At 40.7% G+C, this 25,914-nt stretch carries 26 protein-coding genes; 14 read left to right on the plus strand and 12 right to left on the minus strand.

Going from position 1 to position 25,914, the window contains the following annotated elements:
* Nucleotides 1-130 precede the first annotated feature (130 nt).
* From IJ00_RS08355 to IJ00_RS08395, 9 genes are all read left to right on the plus strand, one after another.
* Nucleotides 131-493, plus strand: coding sequence for a DUF6876 family protein (locus IJ00_RS08355; RefSeq protein WP_035151966.1), 363 nt, complete (start codon nucleotides 131-133; stop codon nucleotides 491-493).
* A gap of 35 nt (nucleotides 494-528) precedes the next feature.
* Nucleotides 529-774: a hypothetical protein gene (locus IJ00_RS08360; protein WP_035151970.1), complete on the plus strand. Its 246-nt coding sequence runs from the start codon at nucleotides 529-531 to the stop codon at nucleotides 772-774.
* 52 nt (nucleotides 775-826) lie between these two features.
* Nucleotides 827-1,216: a hypothetical protein gene (locus tag IJ00_RS08365; RefSeq protein ID WP_035151973.1), complete on the plus strand. Its 390-nt coding sequence runs from the start codon at nucleotides 827-829 to the stop codon at nucleotides 1,214-1,216.
* A gap of 159 nt (nucleotides 1,217-1,375) precedes the next feature.
* Entirely contained in the window at nucleotides 1,376-2,107 is a 732-nt protein-coding gene (locus IJ00_RS08370) for a hypothetical protein (RefSeq protein WP_035151976.1), read from the plus strand.
* 16 nt (nucleotides 2,108-2,123) lie between these two features.
* A complete protein-coding gene (locus IJ00_RS08375) occupies nucleotides 2,124-2,501 on the plus strand; it encodes a hypothetical protein (RefSeq protein ID WP_339366901.1) in 378 nt (125 codons plus the stop codon).
* Nucleotides 2,492-2,749, plus strand: a complete 258-nt coding sequence (locus IJ00_RS08380) for a hypothetical protein (RefSeq protein WP_035151980.1) — start codon at nucleotides 2,492-2,494, stop codon at nucleotides 2,747-2,749. Before IJ00_RS08375 ends, IJ00_RS08380 begins: the two co-directional genes overlap by 10 nt.
* A 236-nt stretch (nucleotides 2,750-2,985) precedes the next feature.
* Nucleotides 2,986-5,229 carry an ATP-dependent RecD-like DNA helicase gene (locus IJ00_RS08385; protein ID WP_035151982.1) on the plus strand — a complete coding sequence of 748 codons (2,244 nt, stop codon included), beginning with the start codon at nucleotides 2,986-2,988 and terminating at the stop codon, nucleotides 5,227-5,229.
* Nucleotides 5,230-5,340: 111 nt separating this feature from the next.
* Nucleotides 5,341-5,850 carry a DUF4365 domain-containing protein gene (locus IJ00_RS08390; RefSeq protein ID WP_035151984.1) on the plus strand — a complete coding sequence of 170 codons (510 nt, stop codon included), beginning with the start codon at nucleotides 5,341-5,343 and terminating at the stop codon, nucleotides 5,848-5,850.
* On the plus strand, nucleotides 5,840-6,094 hold the full coding sequence (locus IJ00_RS08395; RefSeq protein ID WP_238178466.1) for a type II toxin-antitoxin system HicA family toxin: 255 nt from the start codon (nucleotides 5,840-5,842) through the stop codon (nucleotides 6,092-6,094). Before IJ00_RS08390 ends, IJ00_RS08395 begins: the two co-directional genes overlap by 11 nt.
* Nucleotides 6,095-6,210: 116 nt before the next feature.
* Here IJ00_RS08395 and IJ00_RS08400 read toward each other — a convergent pair whose 3' ends face one another.
* From IJ00_RS08400 to IJ00_RS27645, 3 genes are all read right to left on the minus strand, one after another.
* Nucleotides 6,211-6,507: a GNAT family N-acetyltransferase gene (locus tag IJ00_RS08400; RefSeq protein ID WP_035151987.1), complete on the minus strand. Its 297-nt coding sequence runs from the start codon at nucleotides 6,505-6,507 to the stop codon at nucleotides 6,211-6,213.
* Nucleotides 6,443-6,679: a GNAT family N-acetyltransferase gene (locus tag IJ00_RS30140; RefSeq protein WP_371259640.1), complete on the minus strand. Its 237-nt coding sequence runs from the start codon at nucleotides 6,677-6,679 to the stop codon at nucleotides 6,443-6,445. Before IJ00_RS30140 ends, IJ00_RS08400 begins: the two co-directional genes overlap by 65 nt.
* 336 nt (nucleotides 6,680-7,015) lie before the next feature.
* Nucleotides 7,016-7,939, minus strand: a complete 924-nt coding sequence (locus IJ00_RS27645) for an ROK family protein (protein ID WP_082127289.1) — start codon at nucleotides 7,937-7,939, stop codon at nucleotides 7,016-7,018.
* Between the two features lie 183 nt (nucleotides 7,940-8,122).
* On the opposite strand from IJ00_RS27645, the gene IJ00_RS08410 reads away from it, so the two are divergent.
* Nucleotides 8,123-8,554: a hypothetical protein gene (locus IJ00_RS08410; RefSeq protein WP_082127433.1), complete on the plus strand. Its 432-nt coding sequence runs from the start codon at nucleotides 8,123-8,125 to the stop codon at nucleotides 8,552-8,554.
* Nucleotides 8,555-8,577: 23 nt separating this feature from the next.
* On the opposite strand, the gene IJ00_RS08415 is transcribed toward IJ00_RS08410, so the two are convergent.
* Genes IJ00_RS08415 through IJ00_RS08425 form a run of 3 tightly spaced genes read right to left on the minus strand, consistent with a single transcriptional unit; the run spans nucleotide 8,578 to nucleotide 11,782 of the window.
* Entirely contained in the window at nucleotides 8,578-9,282 is a 705-nt protein-coding gene (locus tag IJ00_RS08415) for a DevA family ABC transporter ATP-binding protein (RefSeq protein WP_082127290.1), read from the minus strand.
* A gap of 8 nt (nucleotides 9,283-9,290) precedes the next feature.
* Nucleotides 9,291-10,466 (minus strand): ABC transporter permease DevC, encoded by a 1,176-nt coding sequence (devC, locus tag IJ00_RS08420; RefSeq protein WP_035151996.1) that lies wholly within the window; start codon nucleotides 10,464-10,466, stop codon nucleotides 9,291-9,293.
* Between the two features lie 26 nt (nucleotides 10,467-10,492).
* Complete coding sequence (locus IJ00_RS08425; RefSeq protein WP_035151998.1) at nucleotides 10,493-11,782, minus strand: ABC exporter membrane fusion protein; 1,290 nt, start codon at nucleotides 11,780-11,782, stop codon at nucleotides 10,493-10,495.
* 102 nt (nucleotides 11,783-11,884) lie between these two features.
* On the opposite strand from IJ00_RS08425, the gene IJ00_RS08430 reads away from it, so the two are divergent.
* A complete protein-coding gene (locus IJ00_RS08430) occupies nucleotides 11,885-12,424 on the plus strand; it encodes a PadR family transcriptional regulator (RefSeq protein WP_035152000.1) in 540 nt (179 codons plus the stop codon).
* Nucleotides 12,425-12,571: 147 nt separating this feature from the next.
* Here the strand turns inward: IJ00_RS08430 and IJ00_RS08435 are convergent, their stop codons facing one another.
* Nucleotides 12,572-16,330, minus strand: a complete 3,759-nt coding sequence (locus tag IJ00_RS08435) for a hypothetical protein (RefSeq protein ID WP_035152003.1) — start codon at nucleotides 16,328-16,330, stop codon at nucleotides 12,572-12,574.
* A gap of 143 nt (nucleotides 16,331-16,473) precedes the next feature.
* On the opposite strand from IJ00_RS08435, the gene IJ00_RS27650 reads away from it, so the two are divergent.
* Nucleotides 16,474-16,686, plus strand: a complete 213-nt coding sequence (locus tag IJ00_RS27650) for a hypothetical protein (RefSeq protein ID WP_035152006.1) — start codon at nucleotides 16,474-16,476, stop codon at nucleotides 16,684-16,686.
* 129 nt (nucleotides 16,687-16,815) lie between these two features.
* On the opposite strand, the gene IJ00_RS27030 is transcribed toward IJ00_RS27650, so the two are convergent.
* The 5 genes from IJ00_RS27030 to IJ00_RS08465 form a co-directional block, all read right to left on the minus strand.
* Entirely contained in the window at nucleotides 16,816-17,976 is a 1,161-nt protein-coding gene (locus tag IJ00_RS27030; RefSeq protein WP_052754420.1) for a hypothetical protein, read from the minus strand.
* 209 nt (nucleotides 17,977-18,185) lie between these two features.
* On the minus strand, nucleotides 18,186-18,863 hold the full coding sequence (locus IJ00_RS08450) for a DUF6753 family protein (protein WP_035152008.1): 678 nt from the start codon (nucleotides 18,861-18,863) through the stop codon (nucleotides 18,186-18,188).
* The gene (locus IJ00_RS08455) at nucleotides 18,860-19,876 is read right to left on the minus strand and encodes an AAA family ATPase (protein ID WP_082127291.1); all 1,017 of its coding nucleotides are present in this window, start codon (nucleotides 19,874-19,876) and stop codon (nucleotides 18,860-18,862) included. The genes IJ00_RS08450 and IJ00_RS08455 overlap by 4 nt, the downstream gene beginning before the upstream one ends.
* Before the next feature lie 42 nt (nucleotides 19,877-19,918).
* Nucleotides 19,919-20,338: a hypothetical protein gene (locus tag IJ00_RS08460; RefSeq protein ID WP_035152009.1), complete on the minus strand. Its 420-nt coding sequence runs from the start codon at nucleotides 20,336-20,338 to the stop codon at nucleotides 19,919-19,921.
* Entirely contained in the window at nucleotides 20,322-21,434 is a 1,113-nt protein-coding gene (locus IJ00_RS08465; protein ID WP_238178467.1) for a ParM/StbA family protein, read from the minus strand. The genes IJ00_RS08460 and IJ00_RS08465 overlap by 17 nt, the downstream gene beginning before the upstream one ends.
* A gap of 1,295 nt (nucleotides 21,435-22,729) precedes the next feature.
* Between IJ00_RS08465 and mobV the strand changes: the two genes are divergently transcribed.
* Nucleotides 22,730-24,331, plus strand: coding sequence for a MobV family relaxase (gene mobV, locus IJ00_RS08470; RefSeq protein ID WP_035152015.1), 1,602 nt, complete (start codon nucleotides 22,730-22,732; stop codon nucleotides 24,329-24,331).
* Nucleotides 24,332-24,898: 567 nt separating this feature from the next.
* Nucleotides 24,899-25,705: a hypothetical protein gene (locus IJ00_RS08475; RefSeq protein ID WP_035152018.1), complete on the plus strand. Its 807-nt coding sequence runs from the start codon at nucleotides 24,899-24,901 to the stop codon at nucleotides 25,703-25,705.
* Nucleotides 25,706-25,914 lie beyond the last annotated feature (209 nt).

Raw genomic sequence — 25,914 nt, forward strand, 5'->3', positions numbered from 1 at the left:
AATCAATCACAACTACTAACCCCTAATCAATCTAAATTCCTTAACTGCTGGTATTTCTCATCAGCAGTTTTGATTTTACGGCTAACGCCTTTGAAAGTGTGAAGTCTGTAAAATCAGAAATTTTTCAAATATGAAAGAGCCGCACCAAATAAAAGCCGCGCTCGACCAATTTACAGGTTCGACAGTTATCTACAAACACTGGCTTGGCTTCAAATATACAGAAGGCATCAAATATTTAGCAGATGAAACTAATTGCTATTGGCTGCTCGATGCAATTTTCTCCCATCAAACAAAACAACTTCTCTCCAATCCAAACCTGCGAGAATTTCAAATTTGGCATTTGCAAGTTGAGAATAAATCGGGTGTTTTGATTTGTGAATGGGACACAAACCAAGAAGTATTACGCCAAGAAATCGAATACACAGATTTTCCCCTTAGTCACATCAAGCTGTATTTAGTTGAAAAGATTCTCATCCTCCCAAGCGAATACTAATCCACTTCACATTGATAAATACTGGGAGAATAATCATGATTCAAGCAATAAGCAATGAGCAAACATTTGTCAGCAATCTTGAACACTTCATGACCAAGGCTGACAAATTCATCAAAATATACTATTCGGGTATCAGCGAAGAAAATCACATTCGAGACATAGTTCTAGAATTACAAAATTTGATATCCGACACAGATTTACGGCAATTAGAAATTGATTATCAGAATTGCCAAGAGCAAGCAGATTTATTCGCAGACTGTGACGATACTAACTGGTTCTAATCAGGCTAACGCCTAAAGAGAAATGAAGAATTAAGTGAGTAAGATTATCATTATGGCGACACGCAAACAATCAACAACGAATATCCAAACTATAGATAACTCGATTCTAGGTGAATTTGCCATTAGCGATTATTCCGAGCGAGTATATTCCAAGGTTTACTATTCAATCCGTTCTCTATGTGGGTTAGTTGCCAAACGCAGCTTGAAAGAAACCTTTAGTTGGGATGAATTCAAGGAACGGTTTAGCAATGATTTTGGCAAGGTTGAAGAAAAGCGATTTACGCTCGACCAATTGCTCGAATATGCTAATCGTAAGTTTGGTAAAACCTTGGAAGATTTACTTGCCGAACATGAGATTTCCTGGCAACGCAGACGCGAATATATGGAGCGTAATCTCATAGCAAGTCAAACAGAAGTAATTCCAGAAGAGACTCATTACTAATTTCAAATCAATCAAACCTGCAAATCCTCTAGTATCAATACATGCTGGGGGATTTTGATTAAATACGCATTTTCGCTTCAAAAGATGTGCTTTTAATCCTTGGCTCTCAGCGTAGCCGAAGAGCTACCCAACTGCTGACAAAATTATCCATCTACGAATATGCTACAAAATGGTTATGTCGTTTGGGAAGGCTCATCCTTAATTGATGGCTCTCCCATCGTTTTGATATTAACCGGTTTTGTGAACCCTACATCTAACCGCAAAACTGGAAGGCAACTTCAATCGTGGATTCTCTCACAAAATTATGTTCCAACATACGCTGCAAAACACGGTTTGGATAATTCGATTTGTGGTAATTGTCCGTTAAAGTTGAGCAAAACGGGTAGTTGCTACGTCAATCTTCTCACTCCAAATAATATTTATCGTTCCTATATCGCTGGCAATTATCCCAAGTTTAGTGAGAAAGAATTAGCACTTTTACAACATTATCGCTATCCGCTAAGAATTGGTTCCTATGGCGACCCGACAGCAGTACCGTTAGAAGTATGGGAAGCGATTATTTTGGCATCGGGGAAACATACTGGATATACACACAGGTATCAAAATTGCGATTTACGTTGGCAAGAATATCTCATGGCTTCTGTGGAAACTGAAGCAGATGCGAAACAAGCACAAAACCAAGGATGGAGAACATTCAGAATCATCACTCCCGACGCACCATTAAGCGATAACGAAATACTTTGCCGACACACGGAAGATGACCGAATCCAGTGCGAAACTTGTCTTTTGTGTAATGGCAAGTCATCTAAACCAAATATTGCTGACAAAGTACATGGTTTGAATTGGAAAGTATCGAATTTTCTCAAATATCTGGAATCAAAATCGAATTAATCCAGGAAAGATAGGAATGGAAATTCTCATTCTACCTTTCTCACTTATTAGCCTTACGGCAAGAATTTCAACAAAGCAATCGGGGGCAAAAATCATGACGGAGGTTTTGAGTAAACCACAATTTCAAATATTAACTCATCAATATACTGGGGAGAAAACAGGAAGAATTTATTTTCCGGCTTTGTTTTTGGCTGAGTTTCATATAAATGTCACTCAATGGTTACAGCAGCAGGAAATAATATTTGGTGAGAGGGATTTAAAACAATACGGAGATGGTTCGTTTCGATTATATTTTCGGGTAATTAATTCGTTGGAAGGAGAATATTTCCGATTAGTCAATACGCTCATGGAGAAAAGTAGTTATAAGAATAGGTCGAAATTTAGATGCAGTTAAAATATCGTAGTTTTGTCGGGGATATTGGTATTTCTAAGTCTCAAATACCTCAGATTGAGATTGTTTCTCCGCAATCACAAGAACCACAGAAAATTAAACATATCCTCATCGGTTCGCATAAATCTGTAACCACTACAATGCAAGTTCTACAGCAGCTTGGATATGCAAATACAAAAGACTGGAGTCCGTTGTTACCAACAGAGAACCCTGGAGAGGTGATGAGTGTATTGGTTCGCGAATTGGATTGAATTGGGTGTGATCGCTCCCAGAGAGAGTGGCTGCCGCCATCGCTATCTGTGTAATAGATAAAAATCGACTAAATCTAATACTCCCTTCAAGGGGTATTTTTTTCTCGAAATTTCATCTTAATATTTTGCGATTACTTGACTAATACAAAAATACTACTAAAGCCTTATAATTAATTTACACTTCCCCCATTGCGAATCATCTAGGTATAATATTTGCGCCCCGAGACCAAGCAAAAATGTCCAGTTCTTACCAAGTAAACCAGCAAGCAAATAACGCCACTCCCAAGCAGGAATCGATTACGGGGGTGGTAGAACGTTTGACTTTCCACTCCGAGGAATCTGGTTACACGGTCGCAAGGTTGCAACGCCCCAAAGTATCGGAGTTAACTACAATTACTGGTAGCTTTGCAGGTATTCAACCAGGACAAACGCTGCAACTCAATGGATTTTGGCGCGAACATCCCCAATATGGCTTGCAGTTCCAAGTTACCAATTATAAAGAAACCAAACCAGCTACGATTACGGGTATCGAAAAGTATTTAGGTAGCGGTCTAATTAAGGGAGTTGGTCCAGTAACAGCCAAACGAATTGTCGCTCATTTTGGCTTGGAAACCCTGGATATTATTGAGAATCAAATTGATCGCCTGAACGAAGTAAGCGGTATTGCCAGAAAACGAATTACTTTGATTAAAAAGGCATGGGAAACCCAAAAAGCCATCAAAGAAGTGATGATATTTTTGCAGACTCATGGCGTATCAACGACTTATGCAGTCAAGATTTATAAAAATTATGGGGACAAGTCGATTGGAATTGTCACCAACAACCCATACCAATTAGCTGTCGATATTTACGGGATTGGCTTTATCACAGCCGACCAAATTGCGAGAAATCTAGGCGTACCAGCAGATTCGGAATTTCGCTATCGTTCGGGACTTACCCATGTATTAAATGAGGCATCAGAAGATGGGCATTGTTATTTGCCCCAACCCGAATTAATCGAAAAAGCATCCCAATGTCTCAAAACTAACGAACATCAACCAACCGAGGAAGGAATAACAGAAATCATCAAAACCATGTCTTTCCAGGACGAGTTAATCCGGGAATCTGCCCCCGATAATACCTTGCTTTGCTACAACCCGGCATTTTTCAATACCGAGAATAACTTGGCATTGCTCATCGGTCAGCACTTGAAAAATCCCATCGAACCCGATATTAACCGTGTTCGTACCTGGTTGACCAAATTTACCGAAAGCCGCAACGTCGAACTTTCCCCCCAACAACAAGAAGCCGTAGAAATGGCTGCATACTCGAAGGTTGCGGTGTTGACGGGTGGTCCGGGGACGGGGAAAACCTTTAGTGTACGTACTATTGTGCAACTGTGGAAAGCGATGGGGAAATCAATCGCTCTAGCAGCACCAACCGGACGAGCAGCGCAACGATTGACCGAGATGACGGGACTGGAAGCAAAAACCGTGCATCGCTTACTAGAATTCGACCCCAAGAATATGGGATTCAAGCGGGACATGAAAAATCCTTTACCGCAGAAGGCGATTATCGTCGATGAGGCAAGTATGTTGGATTTATTTCTGGCGTACAGTTTAATTAAAGCCGTTCCCGAAGATGGGCAAATTCTTTTCGTGGGGGATATAGATCAGCTGCCATCCGTCGGTCCGGGTAAGGTTTTAGCGGATTTCATCAATTCGGGAAAAGTGCCCGTGGTGCGATTAACGCAGATATTCCGGCAAGCTCAAACGAGTGCAATTATTCGCAACGCTCACCAAATCAACCAGGGGCAATATCCAAGTATGGAGCCAATTTCTGATGCTCCCAAATCCGATTGTTTGTGGCATGGAGGAGGGCAACAACCGGAACATGGGGTGCAAGCGATCGCTGAGTTGATTGCAGATTTCGTTCCTAAGTTAGGCTTTAATCCCGCGATCGATGTGCAAGTTTTGGCACCGATGACGCGGGGATTGGTGGGGACGCGCAATTTGAATAACGTGTTACAGCAATTGATTAATCCTCCCAGTCCCCAGAAAGTGGAAGTAACGAGGGGTGGAGTGATTTTTCGGGTTGGGGACAGGGTTATCCAATTAACCAACGACTATAACCGCGAAGTATTCAACGGTGATGTGGGATTTATTACCAAGATAGATACGGAAGAACAGGAAGTTATCGTCCAGTATCAAGATAGGGATGTGACCTACGACTACGCAGATTTGAATGAGTTGGCTTTGGCTTGGAGCGTTACTATCCACAAATCCCAGGGTTCGGAATATCCGGTGGTAATTATGCCGATTTATACCCAACATTTCATGCTTCTGTCGCGGAATTTGATTTACACGGGGTTAACTCGTGCGAAGAGATTGGCAATAATTATCGGTTCCAAAAAAGCGATCAGTATGGCTGTGCGCTCGGTTAATCAGAAGGAACGGTATACTCAATTGCAGGAAAGATTGGCTCAGATTACTGCTATGTAATCTGCTATTTTAGAAAATATTATGGCTAGGATAAATTATTTACTCGGCTGTAAGATTAAATTGTATAACTCTGATATTATCAGGAAAATCAAACCCTAGAAAACTTGCTAAATGCCTAGAAAGAGACGACCAAGAGAGCATATAATTGCAGATTTAAGTGTTAACTATGTAGAGAAATATATTTTATTATGTGGCTTTTCCGTAGAACGAATTATCTATGATTACGGCTATGATTTAGTCATCTTCACTTATAACGAACGAGGCGAAATAGAAAATGGTCAGATATATATACAATTAAAGTCAACGGATTCTCTCGCTGTTTTATTCGACCAAAAGACAATTACTTTTTCTTTAACTCGCTCGGATTTAGAATTGTGGTTACTTGAGCCAATGCCATGTATTTTGGTCGTGTATGACGCAAAAGCTAGCCAAGCTTATTGGTTGTATATACAAGCATATTTTGAAAACTTGGAAGGATTTAATTTATCGGATATTGGCGAACGCATAACTGTTCGTATCCCCAAAGATAATTTATTAAATAGACAGGCAATACAAATATTTGCTAAATTTAAGGGTGATGTTCTCAGCCAATTGCAGGGAGTGATTCGTCATGATGGTTAGAGAAATAAAATTCATCGAGTTGGAAAAATTACTCCTGGAAGTGGGGTTTGTTGCGATGCAAACCGTTGGCTCCCAAAAAGTTTATCAGCACCCTCCGTCCGATACATTAGTGGTTCTGCCTGGTTACGATCGACAATCTTCGGTAAGGCAAGTACATTTGGTCGCAGTTCGCCGCATCCTATCAGAGAATGGTTTGATGGAGAGCGATCGCTTTGATAGTTTTATCGATCGAGTCGCAAGTTAAGCGATGGTCGTTGGCGTAGCCTGCGCTCTGCGCTTAGACCGCTCCTACCCTGGGGGATGCTAAAGCAACGGAGCATCGCCATTTTCAATCTTTGCAGGGAAATTTCAAGGACTGTACTATCGACGCTCGGCACTATTTGCCTCAATAAAGTAGAAAAGTGACGGTAGCCCATCCGATTCAATCTCTTCGCGATCGAATACCATCCCAGCTTTTTCTGCAACACGGCATGAAGCCGGATTTTCCGGCGCAATCGTAGCAAGAATCCTGTGCAGCCCACATTGTTCTAACCCATAGTTAAGCATTGCAGGAACAATTTCGCTGGCAAAGCTTTGTCCCCAATAGGATGGCTCAAAGCTGTAAATCACTTCTGGAATGTCTGGTTCGCTCCGCTCTTGATCGTAGATTAAGTCCACAACACCCTATTAACTCGTGTGTGCTTTTCTCTATAACCGCCGAAACCCCAAAGCCTTTAGTTTTATAATTTTGAATTGATATCTCGATCCACTTAACACAACGTTCGTAAGTCAACGGTTTTCCGTCCCCCATATACTGCGCCACCTTTGGATTGCTATGTATCCTAAACACTGCTTCAGCATCTTCTGGAACAAAGTGGCGAACTAAGAGACGAGGGGTTTCCAGGAATTTCAACTACTACCTCCACATTCAATACAACCTAACAACCAAAATAAACGTTTTTAACAAACTTCTTCTTCCGTAAGCGATACCCCGCAGGAGTCACTTTGTGAACGCATAAATTTTAGTTTGGTGGAAACAGAAAATCGGTCATTTTGTATAGAATAATACTTCTGATTAAAAAGTTGTCGCACGAATTGCTCCCAATGCAACTAAATCCCCTCCGCGATCGCTTTTTTGCACCCGACAGTTTTCCCAAAGTTCCGGCAAACTATTTGCTTGGGCACTTTACAACGCAGCCTCAAGATAACCCGACCATCGTAATGTTCCCCCAGCTAGAACAATTAAACTGGGATTGAAAATATTGATAACCGTAGCAATTCCCAACCCCAAAGAATATCCAGCTTCCCTAATTGCTTCTAAAGTATGGCTATCTCCCCGATCGACTAATGCGCTCAATTGCTCCCCGTCAACCCCCAACTTTTTTACAATTGCCGCACCACTAGCCAATCGATCGAGGGTTTGGCTCGAATTACCGACGACCGATGATATGGGAATACTACCAAGCTCCCCAGCCCAACCGGAAGTACCCCGCAAAACTTGCCCATTCACGTAGAAAGCAGCACCAATCCCAGTCCCAACCATAATTACAGATGCGGTTGCATTTGCCTCCAGTCCGTGGATAGCCTCAAATAATGCTTGTCCCAAAGTCTCGACTTGATACGCGACACTCCACTCAACCAACAATTCCAATTCACTGGGTATTGGTAAACGACACTCCACATTTCCAGTCACCAGCGCGATCGGTACTCTTAAGTTGCATAATTCCAAGGCAAACAAAATTTCCCGTTCGGCAACGCGAAACTGTTTCTCCTCAAATCCCAAAATCTTACAGGTATTTTCAACTTGATTCGCAGGACCACTAATTCCAAAAATGTCTCGTTTTTCCAACTCCAAGCAGTTTGTCACAACACTTTCCAAATGTGTTGGTGCTTGTAGAATTATCATACCATTCCAATAATGGGTAGCAACAGCAACGATTTGACCATCTGCGATCGCTGCTGCATATTTCCCCTGGAATGTGTTGCCTTGGTTCTCCAACCCAACCGCACGTAAGTTAGATCGCAAAAACATCGAGCTTGCCGCATGTTTGACGAGAAAAGCTTCGAGAATATGTTCGTCACCGGGTTGTAAAAGCCGAATTTTAGGCATAGGGAGATGGTTTGATTGAAAGCTATTCTGACTTTCTAAGCTTGCCTCAAAGTTTGATTATAAAACGAAATAAAGCATTATCTCTAAATTAGTAGTTAAATTGCGAATTGTTTTGCTCCCTTACGGGAAAGCAATTATGAAATACCAGCATTCGCTTCACGCTGGAAATTAGGAATAATGAAAATGGAAAACACTCAGGATTTTTTGAATATCCTTGTTGCTTTGCTAATGATTGCTTTTGCAATACTAATGCTCATCGATTTCTGCATGGGTTTGATAAATTTGTGGGATTGCCAAAGGGAAAAATCTTCTCAAGCAGACATAGAACAAAATCCCACACTTCCCGACCTCGCACCTATGGTTAAGCAAGTAAACATACCGCAAGCTCGTTACACGGTTCCCAGTCGCAAAAATGAGATTGATACAGAATCGCTCCAACAATTGATACAAAAATTACCGCAGAGTCGGTTACGTACTGGAGCGCGACGGTTGGGGATTGCGGTTCGCGTTGATGGGAAATATCAGAAATTGGCTGTATTGAGAATTGAACTTCAAGCCAAGTTGCGATCGCAGCCGATGGAAGTGGCTCAAGTTTTGAGAGGATTGAAAATGTAAATAAATCTGAATAATGCGATTGCTTACCCAACTTTCTCGACAACATCATCCCGATTCACCAAATATCCATCTTCCATATAAACAATCCGATCAGCTAAATCTAAAATCCGGTTGTCGTGGGTGACTAACAAAATTGTACAACCCTGTTCTTTGGCAAGCTTTTCCATAATTTCCACCACATCCCGTCCCGATTTTTTATCGAGAGCTGCGGTTGGTTCGTCTGCGAGAATAATTTTTGGTTGACTGACTAAAGCACGGGCGATCGCCACCCGTTGTTTTTGCCCACCCGATAAATCCCTGGGATAGTAATTCATCCGATGTTCTAACCCCACGGCAGCTAAAACATTGCGAATTCGAGTATCTGCTTCTGCTGCGGTGACATCATGCATTTCCAGTGCCATTTCGACATTTTGATAGGCTGTGAGAAAATTTAACAGGTTGTGTGCCTGAAAAATATAACCGATATTGCGACGAAATAGGGTCATCTTATCTTTGCTAGCACCAAGCAATTCGTTTCCCAGAATAGTTAAACTACCTTCTTGCAGCGATCGCAAACTTCCCATCAGGGTTAATAATGTTGTCTTTCCCGAACCCGATGGTCCGGTCATAATAATGATTTCACCCGGTTCGATTTGCAGATTAATATCATATAAAACCTGCTTTCGTAGAGAACCTTGACCGTAATAGTGATTGAGATGGGAAATGGAAATTGCAGGTGATGAAAGCATTATAACTCCTAAAAAATATCGGCGGGGTCGGCTGTTTGTAATTTACGTACTGCCATTGCCGCAGAGAACGAACTCATGATTGCTGTGAGGATAAACACAAACACGACTCGTCCCAAATCCATCGCCATTGGTAACATTGTGGCAATATTCGTGATGCGATAAATGCCCAAGGCGATCGCCGTACCGGGAATAAATCCCAGGGCAGCCAAAATCAAAGATTCCTGGAACACGACAACCAGTAAATACCGATCGCGAAATCCCATTGCTTTGAGGGTGGCATATTCGGGTAAATGGTCGGTAACATCGCTGTAAAGAATTTGATAGACAATGATCGCACCGACAATAAAGGCAATTACCACACCTAAATCGAAGGTGTAACCCACTGGTGTGCTGGCATTCCAGAAGGCGACTTCGGCTTTTGCGTATTCTGATTTTGTCATAACTTTGACATCATTCGGTAGCCGCAATCGGATGTCTGCTAATACTTGCGAGACATCTGCACCGGGCTGAAGTTTAATCACACCAACATCAATTAACCCCGGTTGGCGGAAATTTGCCATCCGTAAAAAGTTGACATCGCTAGTAACGAGGTATGCATTAATACCAAAAGTTGGGCTGAGTTTGAACAATCCCTGGATGGAAATTTGGCGTTCGTTGATTTCGGTGGTAATGGCTTTTCCCGACTCAAATTGCTGGGCAATCGGACCAAATTCGTTGCGAGAACCAAGGTTGAACAATACGGTATCCGGTTTGCGGAGTTTTTGGCGGTTAGCTTCCACACCGGGGATATTCATGACTTGATGTTCCGGGTTTATGCCAATTGCATAGATATCCCAAATTTGTTTGTTATCGGGATTACGCCATTGAATCGAATTGAGATAAATCGGACTTACGGAGGCAACACCCCTTACCCCTGCTACTTGATATAAACGTCGTTCTGTGAATCGGTCGAGGGAAATCAGCGATCGCGATCGCCCACTGACCATAACGATTTCCCCATTCAAGCTATCGTGAAATTCCACCGCACTACTAAACAACGCTCCCCGAAATCCCATTTGCAAGAACATCAAAACATCGGCAAAGCTGATTCCCGCAATTGCTACGATTAAACGCGCTCGCTCTTTTTTTAGCTGTAGCCAGGATAGAAATAAGGGTTTTTTCTGAGATTTTTTGGAATTGGTCATAGGTTTAGACGTGATATATCACGTCTCTACATTTGTGTATTAATCTCAACCTGAATACTCAAATTTGTCAGTCCTGCCACTTTGCGGCTGGATACTTCATCAAGTAAAACTTTCACTTCCACCACCCGCGCATCAAATTGGGCTGCGGGGTCAGTATTCAATACATCTTTTTTACCAATTTCCAACCCCACTTCCGTAACTTCACCACGTAACACATCAGCAAAGGCATTATTCTTACTCGTAACTGTAGCTGTTTGCCCGACTTTTACCGGGCTAATATCGAGTTCGTATACTTCCGCAACTGCAACCATGCGTTGAGTCTGACCCAAACTAATAATCCCCTGACTACCCACCATCTCACCGGGACGGGTATGGATTTTCAACACCCGACCATCTTGGGGTGATCGCACTACAGCTAAATCTAATTCGGCTTTGGCACGCTTAACACTAGCTTGAGCTTGACTAATCCGCATTTTTGCTGCTGTCACATCCACGGGACGGACTTCGGCAATCGCATCCAAGGTAGCTGCGGCTCCAGAAAGTTGCTGCTGACGGGAGGAAATAATCCTTTGCAAATTCCCCCGTGCTTCCTGAATTTGCTCCTGTTTACTACTTTGAATCCTTTGCAAATTCGCTCTAGCTTCGTTCAACTGCTGCTGGGTTGTCTCCCAAGCCAAATGGTTGCGATCGCGGACTGTTTCTGCCACTGCACCTTCGATATACAAAGCCTGATACCTTCTATCTTCGAGTGCTGCATTCTTCACCTCTGCTTGCAAACGAGCGATCGCTGCTTTCTGAGCTGCTATTTCGGTGTCCCGTTCGGCAAGGATGCGGGCAATTACTGCTCGCTGAGAAGCAGTTTCTGTGGTCAATTCCGCCTGAATTTGTCGGACTTTCTCTCGTTGCGCTCGAATATCTCCCGCTTTCGCCCCCGCTTGTACCTGGGCAAGCTGGGACTTTGCCACTTCTACTTGTTGTCGGGCTTCTTGCCATGCAGCTTCTCTACGAGGGTAGGTATCGAGAAAGGCGATCGCATCTCCTTTGCGAATTTGCTGTCCGTGACTGACAAGTAAACGCTCAACCCTTGCCCCATCAATCGATGTGGGGGCAAATACTTGAATTGTTTCACCTTCGGGTTCCAACCGTCCCAATGCCGAAATCTTGTCTGTTTTGACGGTATTAGACAAGGGAATTGCCTCTACAGGACGATGATTCGATTGCTGGTAGACTATTCCTCCAGCGATCGCCAACAAACAGCCTGCACCTACGAAAATCCAGGGTAAGTGGTTTTTCGGTCTCCAATTAATGCTGACCATAATTAATTCCTTTTTTTGTACTCAAATAGTTGAATACAAAAATTATGGTAAGCTGAAATTAGAACATTAGTCAAGCAGCTGTTAAATATTCCCGGATACTTTATGGCACTCAAGCACACAATCTTAGCTTTCTTATCGCGTCAACCCCTGAGCGGTTATGATGTGGCGAAGGAATTTGCAGAGGGGTTTGGTAGTTGCTTTTGGAAAGCCAGCCAGCAGCAGGTTTACGCGGAACTGGGGAAATTGGAACAGCAAGGACTGATCACCTATGAAGCGATTCCCCAGCCAGGACGACTAGATAAAAAAATTTATGCGATCGCCAAACCTGGAGAAAAAGAACTTACTGACTGGTTAACCAAACCATCCGAACCAACGGCAATGCGGGAAGATTTGGGGGTAATCGGATTAGCTGGACATTTGGTATCAAAACAGGTAGTGATAGCAGAAATTACCAGACGACGGCAATTACATGCAGAAAAAGCCCAACAAGTACGACAAATGGATGAACATTTTGCCAAACATATTGGTTCCCTGGAATTGAAAGATTTATATATGCATCTAATTATTCGCAGAGCCATCCGCTATCAAGAAGATTGGGTGGCTTGGTGTGATGAAGCACTGGACGCGATCGCGTTCGCGTAGCGTGTGCTTTGCACTCAGCACTGCTGCTAAGCGCAGATCGCCCAAACAAGTAAGACTATGATAAATCTTGCTAGCGATCGTGGATTATTTGCTGATTACCCTAGTTGAAGCTTTTTTGCCAAGCGCTTCCCTGCATCGAATCGCAACTTATCGATTTGGCTGTAAATCTCGATTCGCTTTTTGTGATAAAGGAAAATTACATAGATCGAATTTTCCCGTTTCAGAAATGTAGGATACGGTTGCTTTTCCCCGACTAGCAGCAAATTCAATCACTCCAATAGTTTCTGCTGTTTTAACACCCAGAATAATATCTGACAGTTTCGTCAATAATCTCATCCCTGCTTCCGGTGACTTTATACCAATAAACTCAATCTCAATATCCTTTCTTTCTCCTGCAAGTTTTTGTAGCGTTTCTCCAGTTTTCTGTGTGGGATTTGGGGAAATATCGACAAACTGCACCCTCTCAAACCCGTTTTCCACAGCACGAGCGATCGCACGTTTAATCATATTACCCAAAACCTGCTCAGTTTTAGCCTGAAACTTTGGCTCAACCGTCCCATTGATAATCACCACAGTCGCAATATTCAAGGTTTCATGTTCAGGAAATTTAACACTACTGGGGTCAATGATAATATCCGCGTAACTGGGAGGAGCTGTATTCACAGTCCCCGCAATAGTCAATCCTTGTATTGTCTTTCCCTTGCTGGCAAGCTGCTGTTGTAGAAAACCAACTGATTCCTTATTCAAAACACCCAAAACCTGATTTCCAAGTTTTGCAAAAACGACAGGTGCTTTTCTGGAATCAGTTTGCTGCATATCGAGAGTAATATTCGTTTGCTCACCCTGCCAGTTGTGATTAGCGAAAGCGTATCGATTAATTTGGTCAATTTGAATTTTATTTTCAGGATTTCTCAAACTGGTAATGATAACGCTGGTACTGGAAGGAGAGGTAATACTTGCAACAGCTTCACAACCAGAAAGTAAATTAGGCGATCGCGCATCAACAATTCCCAGCTTTTTTCCCTCCACAGTTACCCAACGAGTAGTTTTCTGTGGTTCGCGTGGGTTCGCAGCATCCTCAAACTTAATCGCAACTTTTTCCCCAGCGAAATTCCTACCAGCACACTCGTTAAATTGGGTTCCGATAACCCGCATTTCGGTAAATTGCAGATTTTGGAGTTGGGCGATCGCATAGTCAGGAAAAACAGCAAATGTAACCCCCGCTCTCTTCAAACCAGAATAATTTTTACTCTCTCCAGTGTGGCTAACATCATATATCGCAGCTGCAAGTTGCAGTTTATCTTCCAAGGGTGTTTCTTTGCTAATCGACTCAACATATTCCCTAGTTTGTTGTTTTAAAGCATCAATCATCCCATCGCTAATACCAAAATGAAACTCGACTTTTCCTTGTTTAATTGTCGTTCCTGGTTTAACATTATGTTCCTTAACCGAGTCAATACTAACTGTACCAATCGGAATATTTATCACTTTTGCGTTATTCGTAAATTTTGCAATTACGAGTAGGGTATGGGGCATTTGTGATGTTGGCTTTCTCGCTTCCACGCGGATATCCAAGTATTGCGATGGTCGGAGACCGGGCTTTGCCCATCGCCAAAAGTCAATATTTATCGCCGCAGGAAATTTTATTAAATTAGTGATTTTTAATTTCTTTCCACTAATTGGAGAGGTAATAGTTAAATATGGTCCTGGTTCATTTTTTTGTTGTTCCTCTAGTTGTATACGTTCCCGAACCTGGGAATTATATTTATCTTTGATTTCTTGAGCGAATTGCCTTTGCTCTGTGCTAAATTCAATTCCCGGATAAAGTTTTCTAAATTGTTCGATCGGTCTAGCTGTAATTTGATGCTGTTCAAATATTTCGTTCGTTTGTCGAATCATTAAATCAATGGGACTGTAGCCATTACTTTTCATGCCTCGATTGGTAAAAGCTTCGGGATTTTTCTTATCAGTTAGCCATTCAACTTCTTTATAATTGGTAATTGCTTGACAATATTTAATAATTTCATCATTGGGACGCAGGGCACTTTTTGCTCCATCTGCCGCTACTTGTAGTTCGTTACCAAGGGAAGCAACGCAATCTTTGAATATGGCTTTGACTTGGTGTAGTTTATGCTCGATTTGTGCTGTATTGCTTGAAGTTGGATTGGTAGAGATAACTTGTTTAATTTCTTCCAACATCTGCTCTGGAATTTGCAATTTTCCTTGTTGCTGTTTCTGTAATATCCGAGAAAAATGATGGGATATCTGTTTCAAATAATCAAGCTTATCCGATTGAGGCATTGCACAAAGTTCGCATTGCAGGGCTACGTTTTTCTGGATTTCATTGGCGATAATGCCAATTTTATTCTCCATTGCCGAAATTGCTATCTGCTCGAAACTACCTTGATAAGCCACTTTATTCTTCTTGATAATGTCGGGATAGCGATTTTCTGGTAAGTTTTTCTCCTTAACTTCCACAGCCAGGTGGGGAAATTCCCGACTCGGAGCAAAAGCCAGTAAATCACCATCAAAGTCGCATTGCATATTGTCCATAGCGGTTTGGGGATGAATATAAACACATCCATCCAACATTTCTGATAAATGCTTATTTTTCAAAGTAATTACCCCATTAGAATTAATCAACGGGGAACGGGTAACGATTATTTCCTCACCTTCTCCCAAAAAAGGTATGCATATTTCATCATGCTGCAAATCCAAACTAGGTTGTGCTAATCCAGAAGTAAATTTAATCGAACGCCCCGTAGCAATTTCCACCCATTGTTTTCTCGTAAACTCCTGGAGTTCAGCAATAATTTTGGGATGTTCTAGTAACTGACAATAATTAGCCAAATCTGCTTTTAATAGCGAATACAGCAATAAATCTTTCTGAGATGCTGCTAAATTATCACTTTCTGGAGTTTCTTCAATCTCTCCACCAGAATCTAAATTATCGAAAACAACAAATTTATCAATGTCTGCTTGTAAATTCGGCTCATTTTCTTGGCTTTTTGCTAGTAAAGCTTTGCGTCGTTCATAGGTTTTCATATATCGCTGTGCTAATTTTATAATGTGTTTTTGTGCGTTAGCTAATTGTTCAGCTTGCTGTTTGATTATGGGTATAATTTCCTTATTTACAGCTTTGGGATAGTTCACTAAAATTTGAGTTCCCAGGCTATGTTCTCGATACAAAGCCAATGCTTTAACACCCAATCCAATCGATAGTACATACTCACCAGGCTTTATCACATCATCTCCTTTCCTGCCTTTAAATGAAGATGTTGCCAAAACTAAATCATAGCCAAATCGAGAGCGAAAAGTGCCATCTCGAACCTTGCCACCCATACGAAAAATTGATTCCCCAAGGTGTTCGAGTTGTGCGGGAGCAAGTGTACCCTTAGCAATCCGCATAACCCGACTTTCAGCTTGGGGTTTAATACCAAGTCGGAACTGAAATGCACGCTTATCTATATTATTAGAAAGCGCGAAATTGCGATCGATTAATCCCTTGCAATCACCAACTAATTTCCTTGCATCCTCATTAGCAATAACACCTCCATTCTCACCCGTCACATCATCGACAATCAAAATCCTGACATTTTCTAACTCGTGAAAACTACGACAGGGTGTAAAAGGTAAAGGATATGCAGCACCATCAGAAGGATTGGGATATAGTTGCTCTCGAATATTGGGATTACTCGCAAAAAACATCCTTTCCCCTGCACTGAATTGCAGGGTTTTCCCCTTATATTCCTGCAAATCTTCGGGAATAGTTGCTTCAGGGTAAGCAGTACCAATACTAAACTCGACACCAGGAAATAAATATTCAGCTAAGGTGTTTTCGAGTTTTTCTTCTATCCCCGTTTCCTGTTTGGTTTTGGTATCGAAGTGATTGAGTCGTAATGCCATGATAGAAAAAGGCAGTGGGCAGTAGGCAGTAGGCAGTGGTGGACATTTGATTAAAATGTATGGATTATTCTGATTTTTGGATTATTTTTTATTAGTAAAAAAGAACTACAATAAAGGTTGTTATCAAATGCCAAGGTGGAATTATGACATCTGAACCCATAACAAAACCTCAGCCAACAACGAGCCGATACCAAATAGTTTCATCAATGACTGTTGATGAACTTCTCAGCGAAGGTTATGCTAATTACGATGATTTTTATGACCATTCAGAAGAAGAATGGAAACAAGAGCTTGTGGAGATTGAAAAAAGACTTCGAGATAATCCTATTGATTATTCGGAAGGTATTCCTTTTTAAAACAAGTCGCAAGTCGCAAGTCGCAAGTAAGTTTTGTCACAGGGATTTGACCCCGAGCCAAAACGGGCTGCCTGTAGAGGCAGGGGACTTGAACCCCCAAAGTTCGTTAATTTAGGCTGCTGCCAGCTTTTATTCTTCATCAATTTCTACATCTTCGTCGGGTGATTTGGTTAATTCATCAATAGGTGTTAAGTAACTAAGTAAATCTAATTTGACCATATCCCCTTCGATTTTTTGAATTTGGAATGGTTGCCAGCACTGATATTGAGGTGGACATTTTTCCCAAATAACCATATCACCAACTTTGAATGCAATTTCCTGGGTTTCCTCTCCATCTATTTGTAGATATTGCTCTATTTTTTGCTGCTCTAGTGTTGGCAATGTATTCTGATTTTCCAGGTTAGTTAAAGCATTTGTCACTGGTAAGTCAGAGATAACGGCAATATCGGAAATTGACGTTTGGGGATGATTAACTTCTTCTGCGATCGCATCGATATTTGCTAATTTTTCAGGATTTGATACATTAACTGTGCGATCGCAATCTGCATAAATTGGGCGAATATGATTATTCTCCAAAATATTCAATTCTTCCGAAGTATAATTAGCCGCAGCTAAAGGATTAAACTCACATAAACTTTGAGCATTATCCTGGTTAGTATTATCTCGATCGGTGTTTTGCTTTACATCGTTATTAGCTCCTGAGCTAACCTCATTTTTGACAACAGCCAATTTCCCTTGTTTAACATCATTCCACAGTGCGATCGCTTCCCGAATTAAGGTTTGAGGGATAGTACCATTTGCGTCTATTTCTTGTTGGATAATACTGCCAGTTTGCATATCTGCTTCCATGATGTCGGGGATTCGACAGACAGGTTCACCATCCCGACCTGTTTTCCAAATCGTTGGCTTATCTGGTTTTGGTTTCTTGGGGGTGCGGTGGGCTAAAATTAATTCCCGCACTTTTTCTTGAGTAATGTGACTATAATTTTTCAAGCTTTCGATAACTTGGTGATATTTTTTTGCATGTTTAGTCAACTCAAAAATTGTATGGGGTTCGACTTCTTTCAAATCATTGGCTGTAAAATTAGAAAATGCTGTAGCAACCTTCAAATAGATTTTGCTTTCGCGTAAACTCCAGCCAATTGTACTCAGCAAATTCTTATATTCTTGGTGAGAAAGTTCTTGCTTTTGGGATGCGATCGCAAATGCTTGTTCTAAAATTGAAGCTGTCGCATCAACCAAATTATCAAGACGAGTTTGAGGTGGTGGATAGATTGTAGTGGCAACCATATACAATTTACCTTTTGTGTTTTTATTAGGCAATAGGCAGTAGGCAGTGGGCAGTAGGAAATAATACCAATTTGTAATACTGCTACGCAGTAAGTAAAAAATATAGCAACTAAAAGACTGTAATCTACGGAAAAAAATCTCCGCTTATAGCCTGCGGCAAGACGCACAGCGTCTACACCACTCACCACTGCCTACTGCCCACTGCCTTTTTATTTCCGTTTATCCGGTGGAGTCACCCAAACAAGACAAAATCCTGACTTTGCTTTGCGATTGTATTGGGATAAAACCACACCTAATCGTTGAACATCTTTGATGCATTCCCTGTTTTCCAAATACCCGCGATTCCAATTCATCAAGTCTCTGGCAAATTTCCCTTCACTGGATGCAGCCCATTTCATTGCTGATAATTCATCCCATGTCAGAGTATTGGCTTCTACTTGCGTATATCCCCCAGACAAGAACCCATTCAACCAAGGAGGAATCGACACACCTGCAATGAAACCGATCGCAAAGATGAAAAAGAAAACAACAGTAGCAGGAAAAACCGAATTAATAATATTTCGACCCTCACGTAATAAAGATTCGTGAATTAGTTCTTGTGCTGCGCGATTAATAGCAACCTTTTGACGTGCGATCGCAACCTGTTCAACTTGCTCTAAATTATGGGCTAAATCTTGGTTCCATGTTTGAAACAGCAATTGTAAAGTCTGCGGTGCATCTGATAACATGACTTCCAATTGTCCAGTCGCAACCAAAACTAGAAATAAGGGGTCATCCTGGGACAGTCCAGTTTTTGAAACAAAATCTAAAACCCGACGTTTAAAATCGTCGCTCTTTCCCCTCAATGCTTCAGCCAACAAATCATCAGGGGTTTGAGGTTTACTCATTCAATTAAACCTGTTGTTGCAAAAGCTTGATAAGCAAACTTGAGAAAATTCCTTACCCTTTGCTTCGACACTATCTTTAATTCGGGACAGGAAACCGCATCTGTAAATGTAATTGCTAAACGGTCAATGGTATTGCGTTCCCAAAAAGGAAATTTAGGAAAATCGATGACATAAAAGTTATACTTACGAGCCGCATCGATAAATTCAGGCATTGTCTCCACGTATTCCCAGTTATCACATAAGCCATAATTTTTAACAAATACATGGGTAATATCATTGCCAAAATCATCTAATGATTTGAGGAAAAAATTAACAGAATCGACACCACCAGTCGCAACAAACCATTTGATAAAACTGATGGAATTATCCTTACCTAAATTGACTAAATCATTGCGTTGTATCCAGTTTGTGACATTGCCATATACTTGAGCAGGTAAGTTAACTAGCACAGACTTATCAAAAGCAAAATCAAAGATTTTATCTGCCTCATAAGCTTGTTTCTCATCATCACTAAAGAAAGCCATCTCCACATTCGGGTAAATTTTCTCGATATCTCGGTTACTTGTATCCGCATCGATAATCATCATGTCACGAGCAGTAGAATTACAGTATTCGATAAAAGCTCGACAAATAAACGATTTACCGCATCCCCCTTTCTCCCCATCGATAATGTGGATTGTTGTTGGCTTTTTAGATTGATTCGTTTTGAAAACAGGGAAGTTATTTTCTAATATTGGTTGTGAAAGTTGATGATTTCCATTTATTTCACCTCCTTCTAATGCCTCTTTTAGTAAAATATTTCCATCAATCTCTTGTTGCCAATCATCAATTGTGGTTTGCGCTACTACTTCGTCAGACGGGTTATTTGTTGATTCCTGCTTAATTTCATTCCCATCAATTTCTTGCGGTTCGATATCAGATTTATCCCGATCATCAATAATAGTACTCTGATTTACCAGCCTGCTCTCATCAAATAAGGAGTTATTTTTCTTTTTATCTCTTCTCGTACTCATCAGATTTATCTCCTTCAATCCATTGATATGTCAAATTGTAAATTACAAAAAATTCCTCAATCCCCCATCATCATAAATGCAATTCTCCGAGCGATAAGCGAAGCTATCCCGTAGGGAATCGCCAGCTAATTTACCTGAGATATTAGGCAATATTCCCAATGTTGATTTACTTCCAACAGGATGAGTTGTCACTATTCCATAAGACTCTTCTAATCCTGCTAATTCTCCAATTTCTTGAGCCTGTCTTTTTAATACTTGTATGCAACTTCTGGCTATGGATTGAATCTGTTTCTTATCACCTGAATTCGTGGTAATTGCATGGGGCAACCAAAAAGAACGAATTGCAACAAGTATAATTTCACTTTTGGCTCGAATCGGATTAGATTGGATATATTCCATCAACTTTATATCTGTTTCCTTGCGTGGCTGATAACGCCAGCGAAAATCAATTTGTTCGCCCATAATTTACTTTTTCCCAAAAGTACAAAAATACACTGTAAACATCAGCCAATCGACTTCCTAACCCAAAACTATCAATTTGTTGGGGGATATCTGCACCAACTCCCCACAAACAAGGCATTCCAGGATAATGAGAATTTAATTCCCTTCTCATATAATCTGCCGTTCCCCCACAAAATAGAATTTCTGTAATTTGATTGCGGGAAATTACTTGGTCTAACCAACTTGTGAGTACGGCAGCATATTCACTCCGAGCAAGTTTTACAGCTTGTTGAATTTGCATTAACTCCTGCTGTTTATTTGCGTTATTAGTGCTTCTAAGTAAGCGTAAAAATGGTGTACCAGAGATATCGCTTCCAGCAGCAACTATCGCAGGAGCAAGTTGGGAAGTCGTTTGTCCCGAAGTTCTTGCTACAACTTTTTCTAACAGTCGAATCATTCCCAAATCAGAAGTTTTTCCATCTGCGGCAATGATTCCCCTTTCTGCAATCAACACCGATGCATTCCTGTAACCCAGCATGGCAAATGCAATTGCTTTTGTGGTGATGATTTTTCCTTGCTGTTTCTGGTAAGCCAAGTAAATTCCTGCTCCTTCAGGTAAACATTTGAATTCAAATAATTCCACACGCATTCTCCCCGTAGGTGTGGTGAAGTCTGCGAGTGTGGCTTTTAGCTGTTGGTGAAAACTCTCCTTGTTCTCGAACTCCCCCGGTGGTAACAAACAAACCAATGCAACTCGGAATTTTGCACCCAATTTCAGTTTTTGTGATGTCACCCAAATCGCAGCCAAGGTTTTGGCTACTGCACGCTCGTATTTGAGTTCCTTCAATCCCTCGTTGCCATAATATTTGCTCTTAGCTAAATAACCCACAGCCAAGGTTTGACCCGTGTAGCTTATCCATACAGCATTTTCTGGATCTGTTGCTCCTAGAGTTTCACCAATTGTTGAATCTGGAGAAATTTTCACAACCTCTGGTTCCATCAGTAATGATTTGGGAATCATCATATCCAATCCAGAATAAATTCCTTTGGTTGCACTTCCCCCAAAGTCCAAAGCTAAGATTAATTCTGGAGAGGATTTATTTCTGCGTTGAGTCATTTTACCCATGATATTTATTTGGTATAATGTGGAGAAAATGTAAGATAATTAAAGTTAAATCTAGGAAACAGCAGGTTGGTTATTAGCAAAATTTATTGAAGTTTCAGTGATTTTATGTTGAATTTACCTGCTAATTCCTTTTATAGAACGAGAAAGTGTAAATGCTTCTAATACTTATGGTGAATTGATTGTAAGATTTGGAGCTAGTTTTAAATAAAAAAAGTTGCTATCAGTTCCTGCACATCTTCAATATCACCCAAAAAATCTTGCATAAAATTTTCAGTTTATATGTTAACTCATTGGTGAAACACACTACACTTTTTTCTTGTGTCCATGGGTGAAAACATAAACATAGCCAAGAAATAATTTGAATTTCGAGATAGTTATTGATTCTTGAGCAATAGTTATTGCAGGGCTATTTCCCCGATAAGCATACTTGATGTGTGAAACATCTTTCCTACTCCTTTTCATTCGATTTACTTCATGAGTTAAAACATTTACTCATTTATTAGCAAATAAGCAGGAGTAATTTCAATAGCTCAAACTTGAGTCACAACCAGCTTAATCGATGGATGCAAACATTTGTATAAAAAGATAGAGTAAGAATATGTAATAACTAAGTACAAAACAATAGATGATAATCCCTACTACCTCCTATAAAAGCATTTCAAGACTAGAAGAATAAAGTTGATTTACTACAAACATTTTATTGAGTAAACTTTTAGACTTATTGTCTGCGAGTGTTTTCAGCTTTTATACACAGAGGTATGATTCATAGAATACTTATCTAAACTTCAGTAAAAAGATAGATTTATTGGGTATTTTTAGGTATTTTTAGAAATCCACTTTTTTTATCAATAAAAATATATGATAGTAACGGATAAAACGAATTACATTTTTCAATGAAAAATCTCTAAAAAAATTCTGTTTTGCCCAATACTCACTCTTATTAGTAACAGAATGTAAAGCAAAATAATACAATGCTTGAGGAGGCAGGAGGACGAAGGCAGGAGGCAGGAGGTAATCCCCATAAATAAATTTAGGGGATTCAATAAGGACGTAGTATTTCGAGACGCGCAGTGCTAGAAATACATATTTTTTCTTTTTTTCATAAATAAATTTAGGCGATGCACTGAGCTTGTCGAAGTGGGCTTTAAACCCTTTTGGCTGAGGGCAAAAATTATGTTTTCTTCCTTCTGCCTCCTGCCTCCTGCCCTCTGCCTTTCTTCGGTAATTGGAAAGAGAAGATATAGCTACTTTTTAACTACTACCAACAGCTTCAAAAATCATCAATCATGGCTTTTGCAATTTGTCGCATCCAGAAAATAAAATCCTGGGGAACTCTGAGTCGTAGCCAAGCACATACACTTCGACTGGTTGATACACCTAATGCCAACCCGGAAATCAAAAATTTAGAATTAATTGGAAATAATACAAATCTTGGCTTAGAAACTTTAGTGCGGGAAAAAATCGGCTCTCAGAAAATTCGCTCTGACGCAGTGTTAGCAGTGGAAATGTTGTTGAGTGCGAGTCCAGAATATTTTCGTCCCAATGCACCGCACGAAGGTGGGATTTATGAGCAACAGCGTTTAGATGATTTTGTTGATGCGGTTGTGAAATGGCTGAAAAAGTCTTGGGGCGATCGCATAGTTCAAGCAGAGTTACATCTAGATGAAATTACACCCCATATCCACGCTTATCTCGTACCTTTGGATGAACGGGGAAAACTCAATTGCAAAGCTCTGTTTGGGACTAGAGTGAAAATGTACGAGTTGCAGGATAGTTTTACTGCTGCTGTTGCACATTTGGGAATTGTCCGTGGTGTCAAGGGAAGTGTGGCAACCCACGAGAAAGTCAGAAAGTATTATTCTGCCGTTAACCAAAGTTCTCAGATTCTCGACTGGGAACGTTTGATTCCCCAACCTGAACCGCAAGAAAGCTGTGATAAATATAGACAAAGAGTAATTGAGCTATTGAATCCCCAGTTGGAGATAATCAATTGCCAACTTTCGGAGCGCGATCGCATCCTCCAGCAAAAAGCGGAGTGGAAAGAAACTGCGTCCAGAAGTGAAGAGTTGCGACAGAGACTAGAAAAGGAATTGAGGGTACTAAAGCTCGAACAGCAAAATTTACCATTGGAAGCGATCGCTTATGAACTTGAAATCAATCCCAACAAGCAATTTTATGGTGATGCACTTGACTTGGTGATGGGAATAAACAAGTGTAATTTCGATGATGCGGTGATTTGGTTGCGCGATCGCTTTGGCGAAACCCAGACGCTGCAAGCTGTTCATAATCATGCAATTACCCAAGCTGTAAAAATTATTCGGCAGAATTTGCCACAACCATTTATCCCACCTTCCAATTCCCCTTCCCATTGGCAAGAATTTGAGGATTATTTGAGACAGCAATATTTAATTCCATCTCAACTCTCACAGGCTTTACGAAAAAGAGATTTGATATATGCAGATGATGCTGGGAACGGAGTATTTATCGCTCGCAACCTAGATGGAGAAAGGACAGGAGCTTATTTATTATTCGGAAAAGACAAAAAGCAATTTCAGATGTACCCAGAAAGCAGACGCTCAAAGGGTTGGTTCCATTTGAGTGTCGGAGGCACTAACACGAAATCACCACAAATTGCTATTTTAGTTTCTTCTCCCATCGATGCACTGCACGCAATCTCCCAAAACGCACCCCACCAGCAACGAACATTTTATCTCGTCTGGGATGACAACCACGCACCGTTCCCCTTGGAACTGCTCAAAAAAATCCCCAAAGTCATCGTTGCAATTCCATCCGAACAAAGTTTTACTAAAGCCAAACAACTTCTACCCCACGCAACCAAACAAGTTGTAGTATCTCCGCTCGACGCAAAGCAGTTTTCTGGAAGATGACGCTTAGATACAGCTACTTGATTGATAATTGCTGCCTCGCAATCAAAAACTTGGAAATCTCGCAAAATTCAGTATGTAAAGTCAATAAATTGACCATCTACCGATTTCTATTCTCCGATAAAAAGTCTCTTAAAATTGGTGAAAAGTAGTGACTATAGGGAAATAAAGACAGTTAAGTTGGTTTTTACCTAGCCTTTCACGCTTCAAATAGACGTTTTCAGTTAGCAACTAACAGCATATTTGCTGTAGTAGAATCAATAACATCCAAATACTAGGCAATTTTTCTCAGTATATACTTTTAAGTAATAGAAAAATTAATGTAAATAAAGCTTCTCGTATTTATCCCAATTTATTTTATTTTCCAGGAATAAATTAATCTTGCTCCACAGCATTCGCTACGTAAATTGATTTTTAAGCTAGGATTAACTAGCTTAAAGCAATTTTAATGTTTGTATAAACTTTGTCTGATGATTCATTATCATTGCAGCAATTTTTGGGTGTCATCTATCACTTCATTGTTCGGGTGTCCGTTCCCTATTGTTGACCCAAGTTGTAAGTTGGTGCTTTATGAAGCAATCAAAAAACATAAAAACCGACCCAAAACCCATCAGATATCCCAAAGTTACCTATTCCCATTGGCAGTTTTCCGGCAAGATTTGGAGGACTTACCAATTACCAGATGGACCAAAATTGATGAGCGCTCGCCAAATGGCATTGTTGGTTGGTCGGTCGAAGAAAGCTGTGCAAAAATTTATTGAATCGCGTCGCTTGGAAACCCATATTGTTCGAGTTGGTAATGGCAGATTAATGAGAGTTTATCCCCTCTCAGTCGCGGCAATCTACCTATCTACTCTTCTGAGAGAAGGTCATTTGCAGAAGCATCGTTTCAACATTTCTCGTGATGATTGGTATTGCATAATTAAAGCCTTATCCGATAGTGAATCCGAATCAAATCCTATTCTCAATTGCTATTTTTTTACTGGTAATTATCTGGTCGAATCTGGCGAACCGCTTCAGGTTAGATTTGATGCAAATATTAGTTTGCAGGTTTTAGTTTTACATTCTGGAGAATATCGCATCGATTATCGGGAAGGACTTAGGTGTATCAATCGAAGTGTAGATTGGTTTATTCATGACTCACCGAAGAAGGCAAAATCTTTGGCGAATTTAAGACTTTCTAGGGATATCGTTGAGTGTAGAGTCAGAATCCACGAAGAATTTCAAAGTATGTATGCACTGTCACTACAAGATTGGTTGTCGATATGGGGATATTTTGCCAAAAAGGGAAATCGAAAAGCGATCGCTATTCTCAATGCTTGTGCGAGGGAAGGGATTGAAGCACTGATTACTAGGGCTATTTCTGAAAACAAGTAGCTGAGGAATCGTCACTATTGCTGTTGACAGCAAAGCGATCGCCAAAACTGCAATCCATACCACCGCTTGGCTGGTCACTAGCAAACCGTAAAGAATAGTCGCACTTGATGCAAATATCGATGCGATCGCGAAATAAGCCAAAGTTGAAAAAGGGAATTTGGAAGATTTGACCGCACTGAATCCGTATTAAGCGTCATTTTAGATAAATT

The sequence above is a fragment of the Calothrix sp. 336/3 genome, assembly GCF_000734895.2.
In the GTDB taxonomy this organism is placed as follows: Bacteria; Cyanobacteriota; Cyanobacteriia; order Cyanobacteriales; family Nostocaceae; genus 336-3.